General features: G+C 63.4%; 3 protein-coding genes. 1 reads left to right on the top strand and 2 read right to left on the bottom strand.

Going from position 1 to position 13,894, the window contains the following annotated elements; genetic code table 11:
- Nucleotides 1–31 precede the first annotated feature (31 nt).
- Nucleotides 32–1,384 (top strand): glycosyl hydrolase family 28-related protein, encoded by a 1,353-nt coding sequence (locus V5E97_RS09210; protein WP_406699028.1) that lies wholly within the window; start codon nt 32–34, stop codon nt 1,382–1,384.
- A gap of 145 nt (nt 1,385–1,529) precedes the next feature.
- Here the strand turns inward: V5E97_RS09210 and V5E97_RS09215 are convergent, their stop codons facing one another.
- Nucleotides 1,530–6,950, bottom strand: a complete 5,421-nt coding sequence (locus V5E97_RS09215; RefSeq protein WP_406699029.1) for a golvesin C-terminal-like domain-containing protein — start codon at nt 6,948–6,950, stop codon at nt 1,530–1,532.
- A gap of 839 nt (nt 6,951–7,789) precedes the next feature.
- Nucleotides 7,790–13,198: a golvesin C-terminal-like domain-containing protein gene (locus V5E97_RS09220; protein WP_406699030.1), complete on the bottom strand. Its 5,409-nt coding sequence runs from the start codon at nt 13,196–13,198 to the stop codon at nt 7,790–7,792.
- Between the last annotated feature and the right edge of the window lie 696 nt (nt 13,199–13,894).

Raw genomic sequence — 13,894 nt, forward strand, 5'->3', positions numbered from 1 at the left:
GCGGGTGTGATCCAACCTTTCGAGGAATCCCATGAATCGCCATCGCCTTTTCTTACTCTCATTGCTGCTTGGCGTTCCGTCCGGGATCGCCTTCACAGGAGTCGTGCTGGAATCGAGCCGCGCGGTCGGTGAAGAACCTGACTTGTTCGCATCCCCGCCCCGCTCCTCGGCCTTCAACGTTCGAAGCTACGGAGCCAAGGGCGACTCCATCGCCGACGACACCGACGCAATCCAGGCATGTATCGACGCTGCGCTTGGCTCGGCGGATTCGAAGACGAAAGTCCGCGAAGCCAAAGGCCCGATCTATCTCCCTTCGGGTAAGTACAAGATCACCAGGCCGCTAAAAATCTATTCCGCCCAGTACGTGAAGTTTCACGGCGACGGAGGATCGAGCCAGCTCTACCCGGTTGGCAAGATGACCTCGGTCCTCGACCTGAATGGAGTGGCTTACAGTACGTTTAATGACTTCTTGATACGTGGTAACGGGCGCGACGAGTCGATTGACGACGCGATTTTGCACTACTGGGATCCCGCAACGGCCTATCGCTCGAGCACCCGCAACGTCTTTGAAAAGATCATTATCCAGAATACGCGTTGCGTGACGGCTATTCGTATCGGCAAGCCCAAGTCAGGGTTGCAGGTGGATCAGGGGGTCTATCGCGACATCAGTATTGAAGGGGCGTGGAAGCCGGGCGAAACCACGTGGTATCAGGCGGGGCTTTACATCGGAGACGGCTTGTTTGCGAACAACCTGATTCACTCCGCCTACAACCTCGAGTCCTCGTTCTGGGCGAGTGGAGTGACCGTGGACGCCTCGAACTTTTCGCTGTTCGGCGGCGGCTTAGGCCGGAACGGCACGGATCTGAACGCCCACACTCTGGCCTATTTCTCGGTTCAAGGTTTGCGCAGTGAATCCTCCGGGCGATTCTTCGAGTCGATCGGACCGAGCTCTCACGATGCCCTCTACAATCTTTCAGACATCATCTGGTCGGCCGACAAGATCGTCGACGATGGCGAGTTCATCCGGATGCGTGCCAACGGCGTTCTCAGCTTGCAGAACCTTCAGATCACCAACGGCGGGGCCAAGGCAAAAATCGCCGCGAACCCGGTGCTGTCCTCGACGATCCGCTTGGCTGGTATCGTCTCGCCCAATACTCTCGATGGGTTTCTTTCGACACTCAACGCCAAGGCCACGGCGATTGTCGAGGGCTACTACCAGGCGAATACCACGGTTGGACGTGTCGCCGCGATCGACGGATTCTCGACGACCGGCCCAGTCCAGTGGCCCGGCCCGGGCGGCGGGGGAATCTGGATGCGAAGTGGCGGCTTCTACAGTCAGCCGGGCAAAGGTAAAGCAACAACCCTGATCAAGCCGCGAAGATGAGCGACGATCCAGACACAAGCTCCAACCGTTTCGGAGCGTCGGTCGTCCCGGTTCCCAGCGGCTCGGGATGACCGACCGGAGCGGCCGGCGTCCGGGGGGCATTATTGCTCCCCGGAGCGATCCGGCCCTTGGACTTAACTCAGAGTCAAACCGTCCGCCTGACCCCGGGTCGCAGGGCCTCGGCCATCAGGTCGTCCAGGCCCGCGTGGTCACTATGGCCGAAGCCGAGCAGATGGCCGAACTCATGTTCCAGGACACTCAGCAGGTCGATCAAGGCAGCGGCTGGGCCTGCCACGCCGGTGGTGAACTCGGAGTCGGAGTCGGGAGTCGGGTCGACGAACCAGCCGTAGCCGGCGGCATCCCGGTCGATCGTGATCCCGTCGGCGCCGGCGAAGCCGAGTTCATCCCCCGCGAGGTCTGCGATTCGGATCGGGACGGAGCGGAGGGCCTCGATGCGAGCGTCATCGGCGCCAGCGTCCCGCCAGCGGGCGAGCGCCGCGTCGACGATCTGGGGTAGGTCGTCGAGCTTGAGCTGAGGTCCGGTAGGCAGCGGATTCGCCCCCCCCTCGGCGCGGAGCGGACTCACGGCCGAGATCCGCATGGCGTCGGCGATGACGAAGCCGTCAGCGTCGTTGCCGAGCTCGACGCGGAGGGTATTGCCCGTGATGACGACGGTTCCCAGGCTCTGGAAGACCACGCCTCCCTCCGTCGTGCCTCCGGCGGGGTTGTTGCGCTGGTCGATCCGGACGGTTGTGATCAGGGTGTTGCCGTCGTAGATCCGGTAGGGGGCGTTGGAGGCGCGGTTGGTACCGGCGATCCAGGTCACCTGCACTTCGTACGAGCCGGGCACGAGGCCGGTGTATTGCCAGGAGGCGGTGTCCGATCCGCCGCCCGGAGCGACGTAGCGGGCCGTGCCGCCGTACCCGCCCGAATAGCTTACCCAGGGGCCTGCCTGGTTGTAGTCTGACTGTCCGTCGTCGCTCAAGACGGGCGCGAATGGAACGGGCTCACTCAGGCGCACGGCATCAGCGATGACGAAGCCGTCAGCGTCGTTGCCGAGCTCGACGCGGAGCGTGGTGCCGGTGATGGCGACGGTTCCCAGGGTCTGGAAGACGGCTCCCCCTGCGGTCACGGCTCCGGCGGGATTGTTGCGCTGGTCGATCCTGACGGTTTTGATCAGGGTGTTGCCGTCATAGATCCGGTAGGGGGCGTTGGTGGCCCGGTTGGTGCCGGCCATCCAGGTCACCTGCACCTCGTACGAGCCGGGCACGAGGCCGGTGTGTTGCCAGGAGGCGATGGCCGACCCGTCGCCGGACTCGACGTAGCGACCCGTGCCGCCGTACCCGTTCGAGTAGTTCACCCAGGGACCTGCCTGGTTGTAGCCCAACTGTCCGTCGTCGCCGAAGTAGGGTGCGAACGGGGCCGGTTCACTCAGGCGAATCGCATCGGCGATGACGTAGCCGTCGGCATCATTGCCGAGCTCGACGCGGAGTGTGGTGCCGGTGACGGCGACGCTTCCCAGGTTCTGGAAGACCGCTCCTCCCGCGGTCACGACCCCGAAGGGGTTGTTGCGCTGGTCGATCCTGACGGTTTTGATCAGGGTGTTGCCGTCATAGATCCGGTAGGGGGCGTTGGAGGCGCGATTGGTGCCAGCGATCCAGGTGACTTGCACGTCGTGCGACGAGCCGGGGACGAGACCAGTGTATTGCCAGGAGGCGATGGCCGATCCGTCGCCGGATGCGACGTAGCGGGCCGTGCCGCCGTAGCCGCTCGAATCGCTCACCCAGGGGCCTGCCTGGTTGTAGCCTGGCTTTCCGTCGTCGACGAAGACGGGCGTGAACGGGATGGTATCACCCAGGCGCACGGCATCGGCGATGACGAAGCCGTCAGCGTCATTGCCGAGCTCGACGCGGAGTGTGCCGTTGTTGATGGCGACGGTTCCCAGGTTCTGGAAGACCGCTCCACTCGCCAACACGACTCCGGCGGGGTTGTTGCGCTGGTCGATCCTGACGGTTTTAATCAGGGTGTTGCCGTCATAGATCCGGTAGGGGGCGTTGGAGGCGCGGTTGGTGCCGGCGAGCCAGGTCACCCGCACTTCGTACGAGCCGGGTGCGAGGCCCGTTTGTTCCCAGGTGGCCGTGGCCGTGGCCGTGCTACCGCTGCCGGCAGTATAGGCGACCGACCCACCGAAGCCGCCGGTCACCTGCGGGGTCCAGGCCCCGGTCTGGCTGTAGGCCGCCGAACCATTATCGAGAATCGTGGCAATGGTGACGACCTCGATCGTCACGGTGGCCGGGCTGCTGGATGTCAGGCCGTCGTTGGCCGAGTATGTGAAACTATCAAACCCCGAGAAATGCGGGTCGGGCGTGTAGGTGAATCCGCCGTTGCTCAAGAGAGCCAGGCTGCCGTGTGCGGGCGCCGTGACGAGGAGGGCGGTCAAGGCGGTGCCATCGAAATCCGTGTCGTTGCTCACGACGCCCGGGGTCGTGACCGTCAGCGAGGCGTTCTCGGACATGCTATAGCTGTCGTTGCCAGCCGTCGGCGGATCGTCGACCGCGGTGACCGAGATGGCGCCGGTCCGCGCGGTACTCCGGTCGACCCCGCCGTTGGCCGTGCCTCCATCGTCCACCAGCACGATTCGGATCGTGGCGGTGCCGTTGGCGTTGGCGGCCGTGGTGAAGGTCAGTGTGCCGTCCGGCGCGATCGCGGGCGCCTGGCTGAAGGTGAGTCCGCCGGTGGTGGCGGTGACCGTCACCTCGAAGTGCAAGACTTGCCCAGTTTCATCGACGGCCGTCACGGGTCCTGGGCGGATGCTGGTGATGTAGCTGGCGAAGGAGCTGGGGCCGGCGTCCTCACTGGAGGTGGCTGTGGCGTTCACCAGGATGAACTCTGGCGCGTCGTTGACTGGGCGCACCGTGATGCTGACGGTGACTGGGTCGCTGAAGGCCTGACCATCATACGCACGGTAGGTGAAGCTGTCGGGGCCGTGGTAGTCGGCTGCCGGCCGGTAGATGAACGTGCCGTCAGCGAAGAGGTTCAGCGTGCCGTGCGACGGATTCGTCAGAAGCGAGGCGGTGAGGTTGAGCTTCGGGGTGTCGATGTCCGTGTCGTTGGTCAGGACGCTGGGCGCCGTGAACGTGATCTGCACATCTTCGTTGGTGGTATAGCTGTCGGCGACGGCGACCGGCGCGTCATTGACCGGGTTGACGAGCAAGAAGACGGTGACCAGATTGCCGTCGGCCGTCCCGTCGTTGGCCCGGTAGGTGAAGGTGGTGAGGGGGTTCGGGTCATCGGCGCTATTGTAATTTAGGGGTGGTGTGAAGCTGAACGTTCCGTTCGAATTGAAGACCAGGTTTCCGCGTTGCGGGCCGGTCACGAGGGTGGCGGTGAGGGGAGCCCGGTCGGTGTCGTCGTTGTCGAGCACACCGGCCGAGAGAGGCACGTTCGATGTGGCGTCTTCGTTGAAGTAGTAGATGTCGTTGCGCGACCGCGGCGACTGGATCGCGGCCGAGCCGAACTCCAGTGCGAGCGTCGGCGGGGGATTGAAGCCCCACTCCGAGCTGTCCAGCGCAATTCCGTCACCTCGGAGCAACCGGACCACCAGGCCCGGCTTCGAACTGCTCGCCAAGAGTGTCTGCAGGGCGGTGGCATCGAGCGTGATCGTGAGAGTTCCGAGGTCCACGTCGAAGGCTTGGCCCAGGAGAATGGCCGACGTGGTGGCATCCGCGGGCGTGAGCGTGCCATCGCCGGCATAGCCATAGATGCCAATGTCGACGCCGTTCTGAATGTTGTTGAACTCGAGGAGTCTGATGTTCACCGTCAGGGTCGCCGACAGGACGCTGAGTCCCGCGTCGAGGCCCGTCAGGTCATATTCCAGCAACCCTCGCCAACTGGGCGAGATATTATCCCGGGTCCAGATCAAGTTTTCGGCGGTGTTGACCGACTCGAAGGTCCCATTGTTATCAACGTCGATGGCGTAGCCGTCGGTGGCGGGGCGGCGGATGACGGTCCCGGAGGAGAACTGGAGCAAGAAGGCGTCGAGCGAGTTCCCGCCGACTGCCGTCGGTGTGCTCGTGAGTTCCGCGGTATTGACCGGGTCGGGGTCGAAGTCACTGGTGCCGATGAACCCGCCCACGACGTAGACGTGGCCGAAGGCGTCGGTGGTGATCCCCTGCGGGAGTTCGGTGCCGAAACCGCTGGTGTCGCTTGCCCAGAGAAAGTGGCCGTCGTTGCCCAGCTTGAGGACATAGGCGTCGGTCGACACGGCGGAGGGAGGGCCGGCGAGCGAGCCGGTTAAGGTGTAGATTTGCGCCGGGTCGGGATCGAAGTCGGCATACACGATGAAGGTGCCGGTCAGGTAGACGTTCCCCGCGATGTCCAGGGTCAGGTCAGCGACCGTTTCGTTCCCGGCCTGGCCGCCGATCTGGCCGGCCCAGGCCAGGTCGCCACTGGCGTTCAACTTGACGACGAAGACGTCCGGAATCGGAACGCCGCTGGTGTCGACCCCCTCGGTCGCCAGGTTGAACGTGGCTGCCGGGTTGGGGTTGAAGTCGACCGTTCCGGCGAACGTACCGGTCAGAAAGGCATTGCCCGCGGCGTCGACGGCGATGGCCGTGGCCGTTTCATTCTGACTGGCGCCGAAGCCTTTGGCCCAGACCAGATCACCGGTGCTGCTGAGCTTCGAGGCAAACACATCCGACATCCCGCCGAAGGGGAGCGTCACGGTCCCCGCGCCGGGGTCGAAGTCGTTGGTGACGCCTCGGTAGATGCCGGTGGTGTAGACGTTCCCGGTGCCGTCGACGGCGATCCCTTGACCCAGGTCGGCAACGCCCGAGGCCCCAAAGCTCTGGGCCCAGGTGTAGGTCCCGGCGGAGTCGAGCTTCAGGACGAAGACGTCGGACTGAGTGCTCCCCTGAGAGCTGCGATTGGCCGTGCCGGCGCCAGGATCGAAGTCAGCCGTCCCGGTGAAGTCGCCGACGACGAGGACGTTGCGCTGCGCGTCCACGGCGACGTCTCGGGCGGAGTCCGCGCCGGTGCCCCCCACTCGTTTCGCCCAGAGGAAGTTGCCGGCCGAGTCGAGCTTGGCGACAAACGCATCCGTCGAGCCGGCGCTGACGAGGCTGGGCAAGGCGCCAAAGTTCGCGGTGCCATTGAACTCACCGGCGAGGACGATATCGCCCGCCACATCCACCGCCAGGCCGGTACCTCGGTCGTTGCCGGTGCCCCCCATACGCTGAGCCCAGAGCAGCGAGCCGGACGGGCTGAACTTGGCCAGAAACGCATCAGTGCCGCCCGCGCTGGTCAGGTTGACCGTGGTCGCCGGGTTCGGGTCAAGATCGGGTGTACCCTGGAACTGTCCGGCCACGTAAATATTGCCCGCGCTATCGGTTGCAACTTCATTTGCCTGGTCGGAGACGATTCCGCCGAAGCTCAACGCATAGCCGAGATCGCCGGAGGGGGCCAGCCGGTCCTCGAGTTGCTCCAAGCTGGCCGGCATCAGACGGCGGCGTCTGGTCCCAACGGCCGAGCGGCGAGGTCGACTTCGACCTTGGTGAGAATCTCTCATTAGGAGGCTCCGGCTGTTTCGCCAAGCTGATGCCGCATCGGATCTCCCCAAGTATTCGAGGAGATACTAGCGAGCCAGAGCATGGCTTGATCTTGGTTGTTGGTTTGATCAGAAGTCGCTAAGCCGCTGTTGCGTCAGCAATGATAGTTATCGAGAGCTTATGGAGTCAAATCATGTGGTGATGGACTATTGAATTCGAAGGTGCTGTGATGATAACGATCGCCATGGGCTTCCGGGGCTGGAACCGTTGCCAAGAAGATGAGGGCGTACGTCGGCCTCGCGAGCTGTCGGTATGTCTATTGCGTTTTAAAAGGCACGAGGTTGGGGCTCAAATGATTGGTTTGATCAATCCAATCATTTGCTAGGGTAGTGAGTTTAGAGCAACCGTTGTCGATATGGCAACTCTAATTTTGGGGCCTGAAATGGCTTTTCGGAGTCCAGCATCTGTCGCTGTTTCCTGCAACCGTGTTTAAGGTGTTACTTCTGAGGGAGTTGCTTGTCTCCGATCTGTTCGGGGACAACCGAATTCGAGAGACAGCGCGACCGATTGAGCGGTGAGCTTCCGTCGTTTGGTACTCGCTCAGAAGTTACTGGCTATACGGAGTGAAACGCTTAATGTGCGACTGGGATCGACAATTTTTCAGATGGATTGGGTGGCCAAGCCAAGCACAACTCGCCTTAACCACCCGGATCAGGCCATCTTCAGTTTCTCTGGAATCACGGCTGATTCGGAATCCGTCGTGAAATCCCCTCTGAGCCGATGGTTCCCATGCCCTGGTTGAAAGGGCGGGGCCGAGGGACGGGACGCGGGCGGGGACGTTCGGTCACCCAACTCAGAGTCAAACCCTCCGCCTGACCCCGGGTCGCAGGGCCTCGGCCATCAGGTCGTCCAGGCCCGCGTGGTCACTATGGCCGAAGCCGAGCAGATGGCCGAACTCATGTTCCAGGACACTCAGCAGGTCGATCAAGGCGGCGGCTGGGCCTGCCACGCCGGTGGTGAACTCGGAGTCGGAGTCGGGAGTCGGGTCGACGAACCAGCCGTAGCCGGCGGCATCCCGGTCGATCGTGATCCCGTCGGCGCCGGCGAAGCCGAGTTCATCCCCCGCGAGGTCTGCGATTCGGATCGGGACGGAGCGGAGGGCCTCGATGCGAGCGTCATCGGCGCCGGCGTCCCGCCAGCGGGCGAGCGCCGCGTCGACGATCTGGGGTAGGTCGTCGAGCTTGAGCTGAGGTCCGGTTGGCAGCGGATTCGGATTCGGCCCCCCCTCGGCGCGGAGCGGGCTGGCGGCCGAGATCCGCATGGCGTCGGCGATGACGTAGCCGTCGGCATCATTACCGAGCTCGACGCGGAGGGTACTGCCGGTGATGGCGACGGTTCCGAGGCTCTGGAAGACCACTCCCCCTGAGGTCTCGCCCCCCGCGGGGTTGTTGCGCTGGTCGATTCGGACGGTTTTAATCAGGGTGTTGCCGTCATAGATCCGGTAGGGGGCGTTGGTGGCGCGGTTGCTGCCAGCCAGCCAGGTGACCTGCACTTCGTACGAGCCGGGTGCGAGGCCGGTTTGTTGCCAGGATGCGGTGGCCGATCCATCGCCGGACGCGACGTAGCGGGCTGTGCCACCGTACCCGCCCGAGTAGCTTACCCAGGGGCCTGCCTGGTTGTAGCCCGGCTGTCCGTCATCGCCGAAGACGGGCGAGAACGGGGTCGGTTCGCCCAGGCGAATGGCGTCGGCAATGACGTAGCCATCGGCATCATTACCGAGCTCGACGCGAAGGGTACTGCCGGTGATGGCGACGGTTCCGAGGCTTTGGAAGACCGCTCCCCCTGAGGTCACGCCCCCGGCGGGGTTGTTGCGCTGATTGATCCTGACGGTTTTAATCAGGGTGTTGCCGTCATAGATCCGGTAGGGGGCGTTGGAGGCGCGGTTGCCGCCAGCCAGCCAGGTGACCTGCACTTCGTACGAGCCGGGTGCGAGGCCGGTTTGTTGCCAGGATGCGGTGGCCGATCCATCGCCGGACGCGACGTAGCGGGCCGTGCCGCCGTACCCGCCCGAGTAGCTTACCCAGGGGCCTGCCTGGTTGTAGCCCGGCTGTCCGTCATCGCCGAAGACGGGCGAGAACGGGGTCGGTTCGCCCAGGCGCACGGCATCGGCGATGACGTAGCCGTCGGCATCATTACCGAGCTCGACGCGAAGGGTACTGCCGGTGATGGCGACGGTTCCGAGGCTTTGGAAGACCGCTCCCCCTGAGGTCACGCCCCCGGCGGGGTTGTTGCGCTGATTGATCCTGACGGTTTTAATCAGGGTGTTGCCGTCATAGATCCGGTAGGGGGCGTTGGAGGCCCGGTTGCCGCCGGCGATCCAAGTGACCTGCACTTCGTATGAGCCGGGCGCGAGGCCGGTTTGTTGCCAGGATGCGGTGGCCGATCCGTCGCCGGATGCGACGTAGCGGGCCGTGCCGCCGTACCCGCCCGAGTAGCTCACCCAAGGTCCAGCCTGGTTGTAGCCCGGCTGTCCGTCGTCGCCGAAGACGGGCGTGAACGGGGTCGGTTCGCCCAGGCGCACGGCATCGGCGATGACGTAGCCATCGGCATCATTACCGAGCTCGACGCGGAGGGTACTGCCGGTGATGGCGACGGTACCCAGGTTCTGGAAGACCGCTCCTCCCGCGGTCACGCCCCCGGCGGGGTTGTTGCGCTGGTCGATCCTGACGGTTTTGATCAGGGTGTTGCCGTCATAGATCCGGTAGGGGGCGTTGGAGGCGCGGTTGGTGCCGGCGAGCCAGGTCACCCGCACTTCGTACGAGCCGGGTGCGAGGCCCGTTTGTTCCCAGGTGGCCGTGGCCGTGCTCCCGCCGCCGGCAGTATAGGCGACCGACCCGCCGTAACCGCCGATCGCCGCTGCGGTCCAGGGGCCGGTCTGGCTGTAGGCCGGCTGACCATTATCGATGAAGGTGGCGATGGGGATGACCTCGATCGTCACCGTGGCCGGGCTGCTTGATGTCAGATTATCTTTGGCTGAGTATGTGAAAGTATCGATGCCCGAGAAATTCGGATTGGGCGTATAGGTGAATCCGCCGTTGCTCAAGAGAGTCAGGCTGCCGTGTGCGGGCGCCGTGACAAGAATGGCGGTTAAGGCGGTGCCTTCGACATCTGTGTCGTTGCTCAAGACGCCCGGGGTCGTGACCGTCAGCGGGGTGCCCCCGGGCGTACTATAGCTGTCGTTGCCAGCCGTCGGGGCATCGTTGACCGCGGAGATCGAGATGGTGCCGGTCCTCGCGGTACTCCGGTCGACTCCGCCATTGGCCGTACCTCCATTGTCGACCAGCACGATTCGGATCGTGGCGGTGCCGTTGGAGTTGGCGGCCGTGGTGAAGGTCAGCGTGCCGTCCGGCGCGATCGCGGGCGCCTGGCTGAAGGTGAGCCCGCCGGTGGTGGCGGTGACCGTCACCTCGAATTGCAAAAGCTGACCTGCTTCATCGACGGCCGTCAGTGGCCCTGGGCGGATGCTGGTGATGTAATTCGGGAAGGATCGGGGGCCGGCGTCCTCGCTGGCTGCCGCCGTGGAGCTCACCAGAATGAACTCTGGCGCGTCGTTGACTGCGAGGACCGTGATGTTGACGGTGACTGGATCGCTGAAGGCCTGGCCGTCATACGCACGGTAGCTGAAGCTGTCGGGGCCGTTGTAGTCGGCTGCCGGCCGGTAGAAGAACGTGCCGTCGGCGAAGAGGGTCAGCGTGCCGTGCGACGGATTCGACACAAGCGAGGCGGTGAGGTTGGGGGGCGTCGGGGCGTCGATGTCCGTGTCGTTGAGCAGGACGCTGGGCGCCGTGAATGTGATCTGCACGTCTTCGTTGGTGGTATAGCTGTCGGTGACGGCGACCGGCGCGTCATTGACCGGGTCGACGAACAGGAAGACGGTGGCCAGATTGCCGTCGGCTGTCCCATCGTTGGTCCGGTAGGTGAAGGTGGTGAGGGGGTTCGGATCCTGGGCACTATTGTAATTTAGGGGTGGGGTGAAACTGAACGTCCCGTTCGAGTTGAAGACCAGGGTTCCGCGTTGCGGGCCGGTCACGAGGGTGGCCGTGAGGGGAGCCCGGTCGGTGTCGTCGTTGTCGAGCACGCCGGCCGAGAGGGGCACGGCTAGCGTGGTGTCCTCGTTGAAGTAGTAGATGTCGTTGCGCGACCGGGGCGACTGGATCGCGGCCGAGTCGAGTTCCAGTGCGAGCGTCGGCGGGGGATTGTAGCCCCACTCCGAGCTGTTCAGCGCAATTCCGTCACCACGGAGCAAGCGGACCACCAGGCCCGGCTTCGAACTGCTCGTCAAGAGCGTCTGCAGGGCCGTGGCATCGAGCGTGATCGTGAGAGTCCCGAGGTCCACGTTGAAGGCTTGGCCCAGGAGAATCGTCGGCGTGGTGGCATCAGCGGCCGTGAGCGTGCCATCGCCGGCATAGCCATAGATGCCAATGTCGACGCCGTTCTGAATGTTGTTGTACTCGAGGACTCCGGTGTTCACCGTCAGGGTTGCCGCTCGGACGCTGAGTCCCGCGTCGAGTCCCGTGAGGTCGTATTCCATCAACCCTCGCCAACTGGGCGAGAGCCCGTCCCGGGTCCAGATCAAGCTGTCGATGGTGTCGACCGACTCGAAGGTCCCATCGTTGTTGGCGTCGATGGCGTAGCCGTCGGTGGCGGGGCGGCGGACGACGGTCCCGGAGGAGAATTGGAGCAAGAAGGCGTCAAGCGTGCTCCCCGTACTCGTTCGCAACGCGGTATTCACGGGGTCGGGGTCGAAGTCGCTGGTGCCGGTGTACCCGCCCACGACGTAGATGTGGCCGAGGGCGTCGGTGGTGATCCCTTGGGCAAGTTCGAGGCCGAGGCCGCTGGTGTCGCGTGCCCAGAGAAAGTGGCCGTCGTTGCCCAGCTTGAGGACATAGGCGTCGGTCGACGCGGAGGCGGGAGGGCCGGCGGTAATCGAACCGGTCAACGTGTAGACTTGAACCGGGTCGGGATCGAAGTCGGTCAGGACGATGAAGGTGCCGGTCAGGTAGACGTTGCCCAGGGCGTCCAGGGTCAGGTCGCCGACCGTCTCCGCGCCTGCCAGGCCGCCAATCCGGCCGGCCCAGGCCAGGTCACCGAGGTTGTTCAGTTTGGTGATGTAGATATCGGCGATCGGGGCGCCGTTGGTCTCGGTCCCCTGGCTCGACAGGTTGAAGGTGGCCGTCGGGTTCGGGTTGAAGTCGACCGCACCGGCGAAGGTGCCGGCCACGAAGACGTTGCCCGCGGCGTCAACGGCGATGGCTGAGGCGTTCTCGGCCTGGATGGAGCCAAAGCCCTTGGCCCAGACCAGATCACCCGTGGCGCTGAATCTCGAGACGAACGCATCGGTATTTCCGCCGAAGGGGAGCGTCACGGTCCCCGCGCCGGGGTCGAAGTCGTTGGTGCCTCCTCGATACACGCCCGTGGCGTAGACGTTCCCGGCGCCGTCGACGGCGATCCCTTGACCCAGATCGGAGACGTTTGAGGCTCCGAAGTTCTGGACCCAGGTGTAGGTCCCATTGAGTGAGAGCTTCAGGACGAAGACGTCGGACTGAGTACTCCCCTGAGAACTGCGGTTGACCGTACCGGCGTTGGGGTCGAAGTCGGCCGTTCCCGTGAAGTCACCGATGACGACGATGTTGCGCTGGGCATCCACGGCGAGGTCTCGGGCCACGTCCGCGCCGGTGCCCCCCACTCGTTTCGCCCAGAGGAAGTTGCCGGCCGAGTCGAGCTTGGCGATAAACGCATCATTGGATCCGGCGCTGGTGAGGCTCGGCAAGACGCCGAAGCTCGCGGTGCCGGAGAATTCACCGGCCACGACGATGTCGCCCGCGGCATCCACTGCCAGACTGGTGCCGCGGTCGACGCCGGTTCCCCCCATGCTGCGAGCCCAGAGCAGCGAGCCGGACGGGCTGAACTTGGCCAGAAAGCCGTCAGTGCTCCCGGCGCTGGTCAGGTTGACCGCGTTGGCCGGGTCGGGGTCGAGATCGGTCGTCCCCTGAAACTGTCCCGTTACGTAAATATTGCCCGTGCTATCGGTGGCGACCTCATTCGCCTGGTCTTGGCTGCTTCCGCCGAAGCTCAACGCATAGCCGAGATCGCCGGAGGGGGCCAGCCGGTCCTCGAGCCGCTCCAAACCGGCCGGCATCAGGCGCCGGCGTCTCGAGCCAAACGGCACGCGGCGTGATCGTCTCTGTCCCTGGTGTGAGTCATTCATCACGAGGCTCCGGCTGATTTGCCAAGCTGACGCCGCGTTGGGTCGCTCCAGGCTTTTGGAGTAACATTCGCAGATGTTAACACGACGTTTTAAGCGAGTTCGAACTAATCTGGGCTATGCTTGTGTGCGGAATCGTTATGTTGATCGTTTGTGCGATGGAAAAGTGGTCGAATTCCTGAACGGGTTTAAGGCATGGCCTCGGCCCGATCGGGAAGGATCTCAGGATAGGGATCGATTGCTTGAGTGATCAGGGCGTATGCCGATCGCACAAGTTTCGGAGTACCGATATTTTCTTAAAAAAGCACGACGTTGGATTTAAGATGGCCGATTGTGAGCCATCATTCGATCCGCAATGAAAAGAGTTTAGAGCAGACCTCGTCGCCATCGCAACTCTTATTTTGGGGCCTGTTGAGGGCTTTTGAAAGTTAGGAGATATCTTGTTTTATGCCGTCGTACTTAAGGTGTTGGTTTTGAAAAGGTTGCTCGTTGCCAAATGTTTAGGTGTCCCATGATTTCGATTTGCCGTGCAACCGGGTGAGCAACGATTTTATGTCGCGGATTGCGAAGTCTGAAGATGTTAATGTTGCACGATGACAGGATTTTGGATTGTTTGTGATCTCCGTTGGCAGGAACGTTCGGGAGCGGAGACAAGCAAAACAAGGCGTTGCCTGTCTCGGCCACCCGAACATAAGATTC

It is taken from the genome of Singulisphaera photorubra (assembly GCF_045290345.1).
Lineage (GTDB): Bacteria > Planctomycetota > Planctomycetia > Isosphaerales > Isosphaeraceae > Singulisphaera.

Bases quoted from the DNA above. Each gene is read 5' to 3' on its own strand.
- V5E97_RS09220 (WP_406699030.1), bottom strand. From the start codon at position 13,198: ATGAATGACTCACACCAGGGACAGAGACGATCACGCCGCGTGCCGTTT.
- V5E97_RS09215 (WP_406699029.1), bottom strand. From the start codon at position 6,950: ATGAGAGATTCTCACCAAGGTCGAAGTCGACCTCGCCGCTCGGCCGTT.
- V5E97_RS09210 (WP_406699028.1), top strand. From the start codon at position 32: ATGAATCGCCATCGCCTTTTCTTACTCTCATTGCTGCTTGGCGTTCCG.